At 64.5% G+C, this 12413-nt stretch carries 23 protein-coding genes; 10 read left to right on the top strand and 13 right to left on the bottom strand.

Annotated elements, in window-relative coordinates; translation table 11 throughout:
* Positions 1–2: 2 nt before the first annotated feature.
* From HCU64_RS06440 to HCU64_RS06395, 10 genes are all read left to right on the top strand, one after another.
* The gene (locus tag HCU64_RS06440; RefSeq protein ID WP_233383015.1) at positions 3–506 is read left to right on the top strand and encodes a hypothetical protein; all 504 of its coding nucleotides are present in this window, start codon (positions 3–5) and stop codon (positions 504–506) included.
* Complete coding sequence (locus tag HCU64_RS06435; protein WP_233383014.1) at positions 503–802, top strand: hypothetical protein; 300 nt, start codon at positions 503–505, stop codon at positions 800–802. Before HCU64_RS06440 ends, HCU64_RS06435 begins: the two co-directional genes overlap by 4 nt.
* A gap of 339 nt (positions 803–1141) precedes the next feature.
* Positions 1142–2014, top strand: a complete 873-nt coding sequence (locus tag HCU64_RS06430) for a hypothetical protein (protein ID WP_233383013.1) — start codon at positions 1142–1144, stop codon at positions 2012–2014.
* Between the two features lies 1 nt (position 2015).
* Positions 2016–2180: a hypothetical protein gene (locus tag HCU64_RS06425; RefSeq protein ID WP_233383012.1), complete on the top strand. Its 165-nt coding sequence runs from the start codon at positions 2016–2018 to the stop codon at positions 2178–2180.
* Positions 2180–2494: a hypothetical protein gene (locus HCU64_RS06420; RefSeq protein ID WP_233383011.1), complete on the top strand. Its 315-nt coding sequence runs from the start codon at positions 2180–2182 to the stop codon at positions 2492–2494. Before HCU64_RS06425 ends, HCU64_RS06420 begins: the two co-directional genes overlap by 1 nt.
* On the top strand, positions 2494–2931 hold the full coding sequence (locus tag HCU64_RS06415; protein ID WP_233383010.1) for a hypothetical protein: 438 nt from the start codon (positions 2494–2496) through the stop codon (positions 2929–2931). Before HCU64_RS06420 ends, HCU64_RS06415 begins: the two co-directional genes overlap by 1 nt.
* 187 nt (positions 2932–3118) lie before the next feature.
* Complete coding sequence (locus HCU64_RS06410; protein WP_233383009.1) at positions 3119–3526, top strand: hypothetical protein; 408 nt, start codon at positions 3119–3121, stop codon at positions 3524–3526.
* A 14-nt stretch (positions 3527–3540) separates the two neighbouring features.
* Complete coding sequence (locus HCU64_RS06405) at positions 3541–3768, top strand: hypothetical protein (RefSeq protein ID WP_233383008.1); 228 nt, start codon at positions 3541–3543, stop codon at positions 3766–3768.
* On the top strand, positions 3768–4355 hold the full coding sequence (locus tag HCU64_RS06400; RefSeq protein WP_233383007.1) for a hypothetical protein: 588 nt from the start codon (positions 3768–3770) through the stop codon (positions 4353–4355). Before HCU64_RS06405 ends, HCU64_RS06400 begins: the two co-directional genes overlap by 1 nt.
* A 643-nt stretch (positions 4356–4998) precedes the next feature.
* The gene (locus HCU64_RS06395) at positions 4999–5277 is read left to right on the top strand and encodes a hypothetical protein (RefSeq protein ID WP_233383006.1); all 279 of its coding nucleotides are present in this window, start codon (positions 4999–5001) and stop codon (positions 5275–5277) included.
* Positions 5278–5679: 402 nt separating this feature from the next.
* On the opposite strand, the gene HCU64_RS25575 is transcribed toward HCU64_RS06395, so the two are convergent.
* The 13 genes from HCU64_RS25575 to HCU64_RS06335 form a co-directional block, all read right to left on the bottom strand.
* A complete protein-coding gene (locus HCU64_RS25575) occupies positions 5680–5916 on the bottom strand; it encodes a DUF6894 family protein (protein ID WP_442785919.1) in 237 nt (78 codons plus the stop codon).
* An 87-nt stretch (positions 5917–6003) separates the two neighbouring features.
* The gene (locus HCU64_RS06390) at positions 6004–6507 is read right to left on the bottom strand and encodes a DUF6894 family protein (protein WP_233383005.1); all 504 of its coding nucleotides are present in this window, start codon (positions 6505–6507) and stop codon (positions 6004–6006) included.
* Entirely contained in the window at positions 6504–6689 is a 186-nt protein-coding gene (locus tag HCU64_RS06385) for a hypothetical protein (protein WP_233383004.1), read from the bottom strand. The genes HCU64_RS06390 and HCU64_RS06385 overlap by 4 nt, the downstream gene beginning before the upstream one ends.
* A gap of 27 nt (positions 6690–6716) precedes the next feature.
* Positions 6717–7121, bottom strand: coding sequence for a hypothetical protein (locus tag HCU64_RS06380; RefSeq protein WP_233383003.1), 405 nt, complete (start codon positions 7119–7121; stop codon positions 6717–6719).
* A gap of 163 nt (positions 7122–7284) precedes the next feature.
* Positions 7285–7470: a hypothetical protein gene (locus tag HCU64_RS06375; RefSeq protein WP_233383002.1), complete on the bottom strand. Its 186-nt coding sequence runs from the start codon at positions 7468–7470 to the stop codon at positions 7285–7287.
* Between the two features lie 109 nt (positions 7471–7579).
* Positions 7580–7816, bottom strand: a complete 237-nt coding sequence (locus HCU64_RS06370; RefSeq protein ID WP_233383001.1) for a hypothetical protein — start codon at positions 7814–7816, stop codon at positions 7580–7582.
* Positions 7809–8084, bottom strand: coding sequence for a hypothetical protein (locus HCU64_RS06365; protein ID WP_233383000.1), 276 nt, complete (start codon positions 8082–8084; stop codon positions 7809–7811). The genes HCU64_RS06370 and HCU64_RS06365 overlap by 8 nt, the downstream gene beginning before the upstream one ends.
* On the bottom strand, positions 8077–8490 hold the full coding sequence (locus tag HCU64_RS06360) for a hypothetical protein (protein ID WP_233382999.1): 414 nt from the start codon (positions 8488–8490) through the stop codon (positions 8077–8079). The genes HCU64_RS06365 and HCU64_RS06360 overlap by 8 nt, the downstream gene beginning before the upstream one ends.
* Before the next feature lie 91 nt (positions 8491–8581).
* On the bottom strand, positions 8582–9016 hold the full coding sequence (locus HCU64_RS06355) for a DUF7831 domain-containing protein (protein ID WP_233382998.1): 435 nt from the start codon (positions 9014–9016) through the stop codon (positions 8582–8584).
* 2 nt (positions 9017–9018) lie between these two features.
* Positions 9019–9411 (bottom strand): hypothetical protein, encoded by a 393-nt coding sequence (locus tag HCU64_RS06350; protein WP_233382997.1) that lies wholly within the window; start codon positions 9409–9411, stop codon positions 9019–9021.
* A 185-nt stretch (positions 9412–9596) separates the two neighbouring features.
* The gene (locus HCU64_RS06345; protein ID WP_233382996.1) at positions 9597–9941 is read right to left on the bottom strand and encodes a hypothetical protein; all 345 of its coding nucleotides are present in this window, start codon (positions 9939–9941) and stop codon (positions 9597–9599) included.
* Positions 9934–10857, bottom strand: a complete 924-nt coding sequence (locus HCU64_RS06340) for a hypothetical protein (RefSeq protein WP_233382995.1) — start codon at positions 10855–10857, stop codon at positions 9934–9936. The genes HCU64_RS06345 and HCU64_RS06340 overlap by 8 nt, the downstream gene beginning before the upstream one ends.
* Positions 10858–10923: 66 nt before the next feature.
* On the bottom strand, positions 10924–12273 hold the full coding sequence (locus HCU64_RS06335; RefSeq protein ID WP_233382994.1) for a DNA cytosine methyltransferase: 1350 nt from the start codon (positions 12271–12273) through the stop codon (positions 10924–10926).
* Positions 12274–12413: the final 140 nt, after the last annotated feature.

The raw sequence follows: 12413 nt of genomic DNA, 5'->3' as shown, positions 1-12413 counted from the left end.
CCATGATCAACGCACGTTTTGCCGACCCGGGCCACACCGCCATCATCGTCGATCTCGCGGAAGGGGATCAGCTCGGAAACAGCGCCGGGCCGGCACAGATCAGCTTCGCGGCGCCGTCAGAAGGGCTGCCGGCCTACGACGCGCTGATGGAGATGGTCGAGGCCGGGTCCGCCGCAATCGCAGAATTCGAAGCGCCTGCTCAACCGGTGCCAGACAATCCGACCCTCAGTGATTGGCGCGTCGGTCTCACACTTTGGGGGCGGATCGACGACGTGACGGCGAAGGTCAACGCGCTCGTCGCCTCCAGCGTGCCGGCTCAGGCCATGCTGGGCAAGGTCGCCAAGGAACGGCTCGAATACGCCAACAACGTTCTGTGCGCGCAGCTCCTGCAGCTCAAAGACGCCTTCGGCTTCACCGCCGCCGACGTCGACGAAAGTCTGTGGCGTGCGGCGCAGGTGGCGAAGGGCGATCTTTCCGGCCAGTGGCCGCTTCCTGGAGCCGTATGATGCTCACGCTCAGACAGACCAAGGTCGAAGAGACCACGCTCGACACACCCGAGGCGATTGCTGATCACGTCCATGCCGAGTTCGAGCGCCGGCAGGTGGCGGCTCCGTTCAAGCTTGGCGACCGCGTTCGGGTCACGAATCGCACCGGCATCCCCGGCGCCTTCATGGTCGGCGATGTCGGCACCGTGATGCTCTGCGATCCCGAGTTCAGCCCGCTTACCACGCTGATGGGCGTGAACGATCAGGGCATGACGATCCAGTTTCCGGTGCAGACGGCGAACCTGACGCTCGCCTGAGACCCTGGCCGGCCGGGTGAGGCCGAGCGCTCATTTGCCTCCGCGCCGTAGACCGACCTCAAATTCACCGACGAGCTCGGGACCGCAGATCCGTACGCGAATGCAGCCTCGGACCTTCAGGTTGGGGATGAGCTCAATCCGCTGGGGCGTAGGACAGACGCTGGAGAGGCTGTCCCGGACCGCTGTGTAGACATCTGGCAGGTTCCGGCACTGCGCCGAATGCGTGTCCGCTTGGATGATCGCCAGCACCTCTCTTTGAAAGTCCTCCGTCAACCCAGTCCCTCTCAGCTCGAATCCTTAAGTCGTCGAGCAAACTCCGTTCCAAGAGCGAGAATACGCATGGTTGCGAGCCTGGATCGCGCGGCCTTCTACGCGGCTGTGCGCAAGACACCTTTCGGCGGAAGCCTGTCGCAACGGCAGGTCGACGGCCTCAATGCGCTTCTCGACGCCTGCCCTCCGGCGATGGAGACCGCGCCACTGGCCTACTGCCTGGCGACCACGAAGCACGAGACCGGGCACGCGATGTGGCCCGTCTTGGAGAACCTGAGCTACTCAACGGCCGCTCGCATACGCCAGGTCTGGCCCAGCCGGTTCCTGACCGAGGCATCGGCGCAGCCCTACGTTCGCAATCCGCAGACCCTCGCTAACAAGGTCTACGGCGGCCGGCTCGGAAACAAGCTGCCGAACGACGGCTGGGACTTCCGCGGCATGGGCGACGTCCAGGCGACCGGCCGAGACAATGCGCGCCGCGCCACGGGCCGGCTGCGTGACCTCGGATACCTCACCAGGGCGCAAGACCTCGAGGTGACGCCGACCCTGATGCTGGACCCGTTCATCGCGGCGGCCATGCTCTACACCGGCCTCTCCGAGGGCTGGTACACGGGCAAGAAGTTGTCCGACTATTTCGGGCCGGGTCGCGACAACCCGACCGCCGCCCGCGCGATGGTCAATCCGGACAACGAGGGCGCCTCGATCGCGGTCATCTACGCGAGCTTCAAAGCCGCGCTGATCGCTGCCGGCCACAAGGCGAACGCCGCCGCGTCGAGCGTGCCTAGGCCGCCGGTCTCGGTGTCTCCGCTCGAGCCCCTGACCCCGACGGCCGAAGCGATCGAGAAGATCCAGCCGCCTCCGATCGCCTCGCCGACGAGCCCAGTCCGCACGCGGCTCGGAAACTGGCTCGCCACCAAGCTCACCAACATCTGGAGCTCCTGACATGGACCTGAAGAGCGCAGAAGCGAACGTCACCACGCTCGCGAGCAACGCCGGCAAGTCCGGCCTTCGCTACATCTGGACGTGGCTCGCGGTGCATCCGCGGACCGGAAGCCTCATCGCGCTCGGCCTGATCGCCGGAGCGTTCGTCGCGGGGCTCGCAGTCTGATGGCAGACGATTCGAAGCCCGCCGTCCAGGCTGTCTCGGTCACGTCCGACGCGCTCACCGAGAAGGTGAAGCCTGCCGCCGCGCTGCGCACCGCATGGAAAACGACTCTGCTGAACGTGCTCAGCGGTCTCGCCTCCACGGTCCTGCTGATCCTCGGCTACCTCCAGACGGTCAACATCGGCTCGGTGGTGACCCCACAGCAGGCGCTTCTCTGGATCGTCGGCGTGAACGTGCTGACGCTGCTCCTGCGCGCCGTCGGCACGAAGCCGATCGTGCTGGATCGGGATGAACGCCGGTTCGAGGATCGCCGCTGATGCTCGCGCTTCTGGGTGGCTTCCTCGTCAAGCTCCTGGGCTCTGGCATTGCCGAGCCGGTGCTGGCCTATTTCAAGCAGCGTGACGCATCCGGCCGGGACATCGTCATTGCCGGTGTGACCTCGGAAAAGGAGCAGAACCTTGCGACGCTCCAAGCCGCCGTCGAAGCCAATAAGCTGAAGGCGGCATCGCAGGCGGCGTACCCTTGGATCGTCTACCTTATCGCCGTCCCGCCCGCGCTGCACGCGGCAGGCATCTACCTCGACAGCCTGCCGTTCTGGACGCCGTTCGGCTCGCATGTGGTCGGCGCTTGGGGTGTGCCGAAGCCGCCGGCTCCCTACGACGACTGGCAGGGCAAGATCCTGCTCTCGTTCTTCGTGGTCGCCCCCGTCGTCCAAGCAGTCCGGGCTGGCGCTGCGGCTATCGCGAAGCGCTGACCATGCGCGAGATCCTAATCTGCATCGCCGGGCCTGTCGCAGCAGTGGCGCTCATTGCCTTCGTGATCTGGTTCTTCGGCACCCCTCAGCCTAGCTTTCCGGGCTGACGTGGAAGCCGCCCCGGTTCTCGCTCTCATCGTGGCCATGATCTCGGCCGTGCTCATCATCGCGGCGGCGGGGCAGTAGCGTGCTGATCGACGAAGCCCACGCGCAGGCGGCGGAAGCCGCGAAGGCCGCGACCGGGGCGGCCGACGTCTACATCAATCAGGGCGTCCTTGGCGCGACCTGCATCATCTTCATTCTGCTGTTTCTCGGCGCGGTCCTCGTGATCCGTGCCTTGTATCAGGACATCAAGGCACTCCAGGCGTCGAAGCTCGAGGACCAGAAGCAAATCATCACCGCGCAGAACGCGGCGACGGCGGCCGCCGAGAAAATCGGCGTCGCAATGGAGGGCATCAGGGTCGCCTTCGGCGAGGTCAGAGACACCAACGAGGACCTGAATCGGAAGGTCGAGCTGGGCACGCAGGAGATCCGCCATTCGCTGGCGAACGCCCGGACAATCCTGGAGACGCTCCGGCCTCGGGAGCGCTCCTGATGTGGAGGTGGATCATGTCGTGGTTCTTCCCGACGCCTCACACCCACGACCCGAGCGAGTTCGACGCGGCGATCACCCGTAACGTCGAGGCCCAGCAACGCGCCGGGGACGTGTCCGAGGAATTGGTGCGCGACGCCGGCCAAGACCCGGATGAGATTGAAGCCGGCCTTCGTGAGCGCACCGAGCGCAGGTTGCGCAGCCGCGGTGAGACCCTGGAACAGCTTCTGGCGCGAGATTTTTGATGACGCTTACTTCCACGGCGCTCGGCTCGCGTATCCGCCTGAGCGCGCTCAATGGCTTCCATGGCTTCAAGGGTCTGAACTGGCCCCGGATCTTCAAGCTCTTCGTGCTGCCGAACGCAGCCTTTGGCGTCGCGGCCTACTTCCTGACCGGGCCGGAGATGATCACCGGCCTGAACGCGGCCCTGGTGGCGTTGGCGTCTGGCGTGGTGATCTCCTTCATCGTCGATGCGATCCTCACGGTGGTCAGCCACAAGCCGATGCTGAAGGTGCACTGGCTCGTCCTCGGCATCACGACGCATTGGGCCGGCACGGATGGTCAGCGGGTCTGGTCAATCGTCTGGCGCTGGGTCGGCCAGCCGATGTGGATGACCGACAGCCGGATCATCGCCTACTGCCTCTACCTGAGCGCAGTTGGCGCGTACTTCCATCTCGTCTCGAGCGAGGCGATCGGCGATGAGCGCATCCCGCGCGCCAAGTGGGTGCGCTACGGCGTGCTGGCGGCTGCCGCAATCCTGATCGTAATGGTCGCTGGCTTTGTCATCGATCGGATCACCGAGGCTGGCGTCTATCCAGGGGTGTTCGGCTGATGCCGCTATCGCGGTATCTGGAGCCGAGGGGTGACGAGAGCTCTCTCAACATCCCATCTGCGTAGATGTATTCTACTGTAAGCGGTATGATAACCGACCACGTTACCGGTTAGATCAAGTGCATCAGCAAGGGTGCGGGCCTTTCCATTGAGCAAGATATCCATGTTAGTAGTTCGGTTGTTGCTATTAATTCGAGCCGTTGTCCATCTACAGTTTGAGGGTTCATAATTTCCGGCGTTGTCGATCCGATCAAGCTGCGATTTCGGGAACGGTGCAGGCCCCACATCAGCGAAGAACGCCTCGAAATCCGAGGACCAGCGATGGCATACAGCGATGCCTCGTCCCCCGTAGCGGTGATAGTTTTCTGCTCGCGGATTGTTGCAGCGGGTCAGCATTGAACACCACGCGCGGTATTCCTTAGTCTTTGACATCCGATGCTTGGCAACGCTTGCGCCATATACCGTCGCGACTTCACGACGAAGGCAGCCGCAAGACTTCGTGCTGCCGTTCTTTAGATTGGCTCGGGACGCCTCTACCTCTGCGCCACAGTCGCAAACGCATCGCCAGACTGCATTGTTATTCACTCTACCGACATACGTCGTGACGAGAAGGCGCCCATAGCGTTCGCCCGCTCGGTCAATAAATGCTGGCATTCGAACCTCACGGTAAATATATGGCCCGCTGCTTTTTAATTGTCACGGCATTGTTCGGCGGATCGCCGCAGCCGGCAGCCCCGATGAAGGTCTACGTGAACCGCGATCTCATCACCGTGGTGGCGCCCGTCACCGGCCGGCGCGGCTCGGAATACAACGGAGCCAAGGCGCACCTGTCGTTCAATTCGCAGACCTATCGGTATGTCGCGGAGACACCCGAGCAGATCATGAAAGCGCCCTGCGTCACTGCGCGCGGCGACCCGGACTGAACTGCGCCTTGCGACGCCGGTTCACCGCACCTGGGCCGTCTCATTCCTGTGAGCCCCCGGCTTCAAGGCCCGCCCGGCTGAACTCGCCGGAGCGGGCTTTGTTGTGCCTGGCGCGACGTTTGCTAGAGTTGCCCATCCTCCCAGGATACGCACGCCTTAGCCCGCCCGGTTCGCCGCGGCGGGCTTTCTTTACCAGCTTGAACCAAGCTTGATTTGTGGCCATCTCCCGCGCTCGGGAACGTCTCAGTTCAGCCCGTATCCCGGCTTCAAAGCTCGCCCGGCCATCTGGCGTTTCACGGGCGGGTTTTGTTGCGTCTGGCTCAGCACTTGCTACGGTTCGTCGTCCTCCCAGGACATGGTTCACTCGCCCGCCCGGTTCGCCGAGCGGGCTTTTTCATGCGCTCACCGTTTCCACTCACCTCGGAACGAAAGCGTCCCATGAAAGACGACGTTGCCGCTCTCGTCGCGAACGTCGGCCGTAAAATCCCGGACGTCTCGGCTCGGCAGATTGTCTCTGGCAATGTGTGTCAGAGCTTCGATCGCCTCGTGACCGGCATGCTCGTCGGTTAGGTGATCTGAGCCCTCTTCGTCGGGCTCACTCCAATCGCCATCGTGGATCTCGAAATAGTAGCGTGGCATCGCAGCCTCGGACCGAATGATCCGGGCTAACCCGCTAGCCGACGCTCGGTTTCTCTGTCTACTGGTTCACCTATACGCTGGAGGCGATCACCGCCGCCTGATCGGCGCCCGCACGATCGCACTACGGACCAGCAGCCAGTTCGTGGGGCTATCCGCCGCTGGCCGAAACGCTTGCACGGCTGCGGCCAGATCAATGTCGTACCCGCTTGAGATCTCAAACCATCGCCGCGTTGGATCTGCGAGGTAGGCGTCGACAGCCATGTTCACCACACGGTCGTTGGTCTCGCCCCTGTCCATCAGCCATTGAACCTTGCCGGACTCGGTCCCTGGGCGGACGGCTCTCTCATGGTTTGGCTTGAGGCTGCCGATCCGGCGAACTGTGGAAGCGACACTCCAAGAGGTCGAATAATCCTCGGTGTGCACGCTCACCGTCATGCCGGTCATGCGGCCTGTCACCTCGACGTCCTGTATGAACGCCTTGACCAGGCTGAGCGCGTGCCGATCGGCTTCCTCGGCCGTGGCGAACTCGATGCCAACCGTGTCCTCGGTCCGTTTCCCGGATCGGTTCTGGTCGAAATAGAAGCGCGTCATGCGTCCGGGTCTGTCTCGCCCTCGGGATGCTCGACATACGGCAGCACGCCCATTTGCGTCAGCCAGTCGCCCAAGGCTTCGTTCACGGCCTGCGGAAGCGTGCGGGGCGGCTCCATTCCGGCCATCCACTTCTCCATGCCGGCAAGGATCTCCGGCGTGAGCATGTCTCGCATGTCGGGCATCGTGGCCTCCTGTCGGCCTGATGTTGCTCAGCCCTGACCGTCCGTCAAACGGCTCCACTTCGCCGGCGTCGGCTGCCCATGCCGCAGACACCGCTCGACGTTCGGCGGCATGCCGCTGAAATCCACGGTCGCCAGCGCCTCGGCACGCCAAGCCTCTTCCTGTGCCCATGCAGCCTTGAGCGCGTCGGCCGCCTCCTGCTTCGTCCCCTCGAAACCGCTGGCCGCGAAGGCCGGCTTCGGAATGCCGACGAACTTGGTGGCGCAGGTCAGCGACCAAGACCACCCCCGCCGCCGCTCGGCGTATTGGCTCTTCGCGTGGCTGTGGATGCGCCCGATGTGCTCGGGCTCGGGATCGGCTGCTGGGTCGCGCTCTCGGAGCAAGACGAAATCCTCGCCCTTCTCGGGCCAGGTGTGGCGCCAGCGGAGTGTCATCAAGCCCAGCCGAGAAGTTCAGCCGCCATATACAGTGCCGCCAAAAGACCAACGACGGCCACCGTCATCAACGCCCCATCTCGGATGGCCGACAAGCCAGTTTGCCGCCTTGCGGACGCGCGGTTCTCCAGGCGAGCCTTCTCGGCGTCTGCTGGCTTGCGGCTCACCGCTTCCTCTCTCTCGCCAGCGCCTTCAATGCCTCCACATACAGATCGATGCTGACGACCTGTGAGCGGATGCCGGCGGCCTGCATGGTCAGTCCCCGTTCGACCATTTCTTCCAGGTCGGCTGCGGAGTAGTGGTAGTCAGACCATTTCAGCGGTTTCGCGGTCTCTTGTTCGGCTACCACCAATGCATCCCTCGTCCGATCGCCCAGACAACGGCGGCAACGGATGTCCAGGTTCCCATAGCGAGAACGACGATGGGCCACGGTGGAGTGCGACGGTGCATGCCGCAGGTTATGCGGGATCGGGCGGGGAGGGGAGAGCGGCGTCGAGATCAGCCCGGAGATCGCGACCCGTCCATTCAAGGTATCGCTGAGCCAGCTTGTCTCTCAGCTTCGCGGCATCGAAGGCATTAAGGCGTTGGTACATCCGATCGGCGACAGCGGCCGAAGTGATCGCGGCAAAGTCGGATGCGACCTCCCGCAGGTCATCGGCCAGCCAATCAGAGGCCACCTCGCTCGTCTCAGCCATGATGCGCTCCTGCGTCGGGCCGTTTCTCTCGCGGGTGAACCGCACCGTTCGCGTAGGTGATGGCCTCAAGCGCTAGACCGTAGCAGGCCTGCTGGCAGACCTCTTCCTCGCCATCGATATGGTCGATGAACCGCATCGGGCACCGTAGGCATTCGCGGTCCTGGCGCAGATATCGACAGACCCGGTGAACGCGCCGATCAACCTCAAGCACGCCGAGCGTCTTGATGAGGCGATCCTGCATCTCCCACGTGGTCAGCGGCTCAGCCATTGTTCGACCCTCCCTCCACCTTCACGACCTCGATGCCGGCGGCTTTGGCGCGGCGGGTGGGCCATTCCCGTTCGCGATAGATGCGGTCTTGCTCCAGAGGCATCCGTTCGCCGGACAGCGTCAGAGGCCAGCCTGTCGTGTCGCGCTTGCCGAGCCGAGGGATGTAGCCGCCCGTCGTCTCGTAGACCGCGCCGCAGGCCTCGCACTCGTAGCCCGACGCAACTGCTATCTCAGGCTGGCAGGACCATCCCATCGTCACGCCGAGCCAATCGCGCCAGACGAAACGGTAGCCCTTCTGCAAGGGCTCGGTCGGCGCTCGACCGCGGCATGTGCATGGCAGCCGTTTGAGCCGCGCGATGAAGTCCCGCACGCAGTCCCGACCGCCGGTGACGAGCACGCGGGTCATGACGAACACCCCTGCATCAGGTGCTTCCGCTTTCGGGCGCGGACACAGAGGTCCAAGCCCTCGGCGAGCAGTTCGCGGCAGGTATCGCAGGTCATCCCGCTTCTCCTTCCGTCGAGGACGCGGGCGGGGCGAGTTCTCCAAGCGCCTTCAGGGCTGCGAGATCAGCCTGCAGCCACTTCCACACACTCGGCGAGCGGTTCTCAAGATCCGCGAGCCCGGTGCCGAGGCCACCTTCCGGCAGAACCACGGTGCCGCCCTTGCGCAGATGGGCCTCAAGCCGGTCCACGTCCTTCTGCCGTGCCCGCAGGTAATCCTCGGCGTCCCACGGCGTGTCGTCGAAGAAGGCGCCCGGCCAATTGCCCGGCTCACGCTTGGTCGGGATACCGACGGCGTTTGGCTCGTAGCGCATCTCCCGCGCCTGACCGCCTAAGCCCTTGCGTTCGAGATTGTCACCGAACACGAACAGCGTCTCAGGCTCGGCGCGGAGCATGTCCCTGGTGATGTGCTTCTCGTAGCGGATCGTCATCTTCACTTCCCTCCCTGCGCGGGGGAGGGGAGCGGGGTGGCTTCTAGGGCTGCCTCGATCTTCCGAACCTCCTCGGGATCGGCCTTGCGCCACTCGGCCCAGGACGGATCGGTCAGCTTCCATTCGAGCCATTCGTGCGTATCGGGCTTTGGCTCGTAGGGCTTGCGGCCAGTGCGGCATCGCCAGCAGACCTGCTGACCCTCTTTGTTGTGCCAGAGGTGATTGCCGCAGAAGTGCAGGCCGCAGCCGTCTTCACCGCCATATGGCTCGCCGCCGCAGACGTAGCTTAGGCCGCGGTCGATCTCCGCGTCGCAGGTCGGATCATCGCAGATCGCCGGCACGCCATAGCCAACATCGCGCTTCCAATTCGGGTCGTATCCGAGAGACCAGCCCATCGCTCACCGCCCCCGTGCTTGTGCGGGGGAGGGGGCGGCCCCCTCCTCTTCATCCGCCATGTCGCAATCTTGCTCGTACTGGCCGGACTCGACCCACGGGCAGGCACCGCCGCATTCCTCTTCAAGGCCGCAGCTTCGCGGGCTGTCAGCGCCGCACATTGGGCAGCAGTGGTTTGGTTTGCCCATCACGCACTCCCCTTCGTCGGATAGTGGTCGCGCGCGATCTCGGCCCCGAAGGCGTCCAGCTCCTTCTGGATCTTGTCCATGCGCGAAAGGTCGGCGGTCGTCGGATCGTCGCCGGGATCGAGCATGTTCATGATGCTGCCCCAGGTGTGCTGGGCGCCGGCCATGAAGGCTTTGCGGAGGTCGGCGACCTGATGCTCGGGCGCGTCTGCCGGCAGCCACATCTGCCGGAGACCAACCCAGCCGGCTTCGATGAGATGCCCATCGTCGGTCGGCTTGCGGGTGAGGTCCTGTATCGCCCGCTCGTAGTCGGACATGGCCGCCTCGCGGCGCTTCTGCTCACCCATGTCCGACCTCCGTCGTTGTCGGGGTTGCCGCGAGGCCGATGAACGTCATCCGGTTCTCGGTGCAGTAGCGGCGGAACGTGGCCTCGTGCGTCTCGCCCGGTTCCATGATCGGGCCGTTAGTCGCGAGCGTTCCGCCCTTCCACGATCCCTTGCGGCGCCCGGTCTCGCCGGAAAAAGTGATATCAAGCCGGCGGATGATGAGCGGCTTGCGGAACAGCGACAGCCATCGAAAACAGCCGGTGCCGAGACGCCATTCACGTTCTTCGATGTGTGTTCGAGCCGTCAGGTGCTCGCCGTCGAAGTCTGCAAAGGCAAAAGTGAATGAGGGGCACGCCGCCTCGGCATCCCGCGCCGCATCCATCCGCCTGCGGCTGCCGTCCAGCCGTTCGTCGCGGGACGCCTTGCGGCTCGGCTGGTACTCGCCCTCACTCCAGAAGTGTCGGCCCTCCAGGTCGTAGAGGCTTCTCCGGACATGTCGCCATTCGGTCCAGGGCAGGAACTTCGACCACGAGCGCGTCGTGCTGCTGTCGTGTGTCTGTGGGCCGAGGAACACTTGCAGGAAGGCACTCCCTCCCATGTCTCCCGCGCCGTCCAAAGAGAACCCGTATCGACGCGCGTGCACATCCCAATAGCCGGCGTCTGGCCGCTTCGGTTCCGGCTTGCCGTCCGCCCGATAGAACTGCCTTTTGGAGAGGTCGACCCAGCGCCGCCACGGTCGAACGACCGGCGGGACGATAGCGATCAGCGTGTGGCCGAAGCCGCTAATGCGGAGCGTGCAGTGTCCGCTTTCCTCGTCGTCATCGCCTCGCGAAGACAAGACGACAGCAAGCGGCCGGTAGCCCCTACCGTCGCGAGCATAGGTGAAGGGGCCAAGGTAGCGATCGTTGTCGCTCCATCGAGTGCGGCGGATCTTCATGCCACGCCCCCCCCCCCTCGCTGGTTGATGACCGGGCGGGAAGGGGTGGGGGAGCGGTGGTGGTCATCATGCGGCCCTCGCGACGGTTGAAGGGATGGCTTCGACAGCTTCAATCCGCCGACCGATCCACTGCATCGCGTTCACGGCCATAGAGTTGCCGAGCGCTTTGTAGCGAGGGCCGTCGGCGAGGATGCCGCCGCGCCAAGGGATGGCGGTGTAATCGTCGGGGAAGCCCTGAAGGCGCTCGCACTCGCGGGGCGTCAGGCGTCGAACGGCCCAGCCTTGCTGGATTGCGGCGTGACCGCCCCCGTGGCCCTCGCCACGGAGCGAGCCGGGGATCTCACCGATAGCGAAGCTGGTATCGCCACCGGCCTTGCAGTCGAATGCAATGGTGGGCGGATGCCCCGCTGCCGCCAGCGGGTGGCAAGGGTCGCCAGACTTAGGGTTACAGCGGTTCGCGGCGCTGGTGATCTGCGTCGTGTCGAAGGCGATTGCGTGCTGAGCGCCTGCCTGCAACGTGAACATGGGGTCGCCGGCCGCGCCCAGTCCTGAGCCGTTCGGGCCTTGCCCCCTGGACGTTGAGCCCTTTCCGACTTCAAGGATCGGAATGATCATGGCCGCGGCAGCCTGATCGGGACTGATGCCACGATCACCCGAGGTTAGCGCTCCTGCGATAAGGGTTTCGTCCAGCGGATTGTTGGCGTGGCCGCCAGATAAGAGGGTTTGCGCGACAAGCTGGCCTGCAGCGGCCTCGTCCGCGCCTACGCGCCAGCCGCCACCTGGGCTAGTGCCTGCGAGAGCGCCGACGGCAGCTCCCGACCCCGCTTCTCGGCGCGGCGCAGGATCCCCGCGCAGGCTCGCGCGCTCAAGAAGTACCGCTGCGGGACGTCGCCAGTCTCCAAGATATCCGACAACGAACACACGCCGGCGTCGTTGAGGGACAGCCCGTCCAAACCCGTCCACTCGGACAAACTGAGCGTCAAGCACTCGGTAGGCGAACCCATACCCGAGTTCGACCATGCCCCCGAGAATGGCACCAAAGTCCCGTCCTCCGTTTGACGACAGGACGCCGGGGACGTTCTCCCAGACCAGCCATCGGGGGCGCAGGCGCTCAGCCAGCCTAAGATACTGGAGGGCCAGGTTGCCGCGGTCGTCTGCCAGTCCGCCTCTGAGGCCCGCGACCGAAAACGACTGGCAGGGGGTGCCTCCAACAAGAAGGTCGATTGCGCCGTATTCGCCTTCGCGGATCGTCGTGAAGTCGCCATGGAGCGGCACACCCGGGTAATGATGGGACAGGACCGCACGCGGGGCGGCTTCGATTTCGGAGAAGAACTGTGGCTGCCAGCCGAGCGGGTGCCACGCGACGGTGGCCGCTTCGATGCCGGAACAGACGGAGCCGTAGCGCAGCGCGCCCATCACGCGCATCCCGCGAGCGAGAGGGCGGCGCGAAAAGTCAGACCGGAAATTCGAACGCGCCGTTCGCGAGTGGGGCGCTTGGTGGGGCGGAACGCGGTGCGCTCCAGATTTCCTTTATTTATCAGTGATGCTGGCTTCCC

The organism is Methylobacterium sp. C25, from assembly GCF_021352225.1.
In the GTDB taxonomy this organism is placed as follows: domain Bacteria; phylum Pseudomonadota; class Alphaproteobacteria; order Rhizobiales; family Beijerinckiaceae; genus Methylobacterium.
The sequence above is the reverse complement of the archived record's forward strand: the minus strand, read 5'-3'. Positions and strand labels throughout refer to the sequence as shown.

Bases quoted from the DNA above. Each gene is read 5' to 3' on its own strand.
- HCU64_RS06360 (WP_233382999.1), bottom strand. From the start codon at position 8,490: ATGACCCGCGTGCTCGTCACCGGCGGTCGGGACTGCGTGCGGGACTTC.
- HCU64_RS06365 (WP_233383000.1), bottom strand. From the start codon at position 8,084: ATGGCTGAGCCGCTGACCACGTGGGAGATGCAGGATCGCCTCATCAAG.
- HCU64_RS06425 (WP_233383012.1), top strand. From the start codon at position 2,016: ATGGACCTGAAGAGCGCAGAAGCGAACGTCACCACGCTCGCGAGCAAC.
- HCU64_RS06400 (WP_233383007.1), top strand. From the start codon at position 3,768: ATGACGCTTACTTCCACGGCGCTCGGCTCGCGTATCCGCCTGAGCGCG.
- HCU64_RS06355 (WP_233382998.1), bottom strand. From the start codon at position 9,016: ATGACGATCCGCTACGAGAAGCACATCACCAGGGACATGCTCCGCGCC.
- HCU64_RS06405 (WP_233383008.1), top strand. From the start codon at position 3,541: ATGTCGTGGTTCTTCCCGACGCCTCACACCCACGACCCGAGCGAGTTC.
- HCU64_RS06440 (WP_233383015.1), top strand. From the start codon at position 3: ATGATCAACGCACGTTTTGCCGACCCGGGCCACACCGCCATCATCGTC.
- HCU64_RS06370 (WP_233383001.1), bottom strand. From the start codon at position 7,816: ATGGCTGAGACGAGCGAGGTGGCCTCTGATTGGCTGGCCGATGACCTG.
- HCU64_RS06380 (WP_233383003.1), bottom strand. From the start codon at position 7,121: ATGACACTCCGCTGGCGCCACACCTGGCCCGAGAAGGGCGAGGATTTC.
- HCU64_RS06435 (WP_233383014.1), top strand. From the start codon at position 503: ATGATGCTCACGCTCAGACAGACCAAGGTCGAAGAGACCACGCTCGAC.
- HCU64_RS06390 (WP_233383005.1), bottom strand. From the start codon at position 6,507: ATGACGCGCTTCTATTTCGACCAGAACCGATCCGGGAAACGGACCGAG.
- HCU64_RS06415 (WP_233383010.1), top strand. From the start codon at position 2,494: ATGCTCGCGCTTCTGGGTGGCTTCCTCGTCAAGCTCCTGGGCTCTGGC.
- HCU64_RS06345 (WP_233382996.1), bottom strand. From the start codon at position 9,941: ATGGGTGAGCAGAAGCGCCGCGAGGCGGCCATGTCCGACTACGAGCGG.
- HCU64_RS06395 (WP_233383006.1), top strand. From the start codon at position 4,999: ATGCTGGCATTCGAACCTCACGGTAAATATATGGCCCGCTGCTTTTTA.
- HCU64_RS06385 (WP_233383004.1), bottom strand. From the start codon at position 6,689: ATGCCCGACATGCGAGACATGCTCACGCCGGAGATCCTTGCCGGCATG.
- HCU64_RS06420 (WP_233383011.1), top strand. From the start codon at position 2,180: ATGGCAGACGATTCGAAGCCCGCCGTCCAGGCTGTCTCGGTCACGTCC.
- HCU64_RS25575 (WP_442785919.1), bottom strand. From the start codon at position 5,916: ATGCCACGCTACTATTTCGAGATCCACGATGGCGATTGGAGTGAGCCC.
- HCU64_RS06350 (WP_233382997.1), bottom strand. From the start codon at position 9,411: ATGGGCTGGTCTCTCGGATACGACCCGAATTGGAAGCGCGATGTTGGC.
- HCU64_RS06430 (WP_233383013.1), top strand. From the start codon at position 1,142: ATGGTTGCGAGCCTGGATCGCGCGGCCTTCTACGCGGCTGTGCGCAAG.
- HCU64_RS06340 (WP_233382995.1), bottom strand. From the start codon at position 10,857: ATGAAGATCCGCCGCACTCGATGGAGCGACAACGATCGCTACCTTGGC.
- HCU64_RS06335 (WP_233382994.1), bottom strand. From the start codon at position 12,273: ATGGGCGCGCTGCGCTACGGCTCCGTCTGTTCCGGCATCGAAGCGGCC.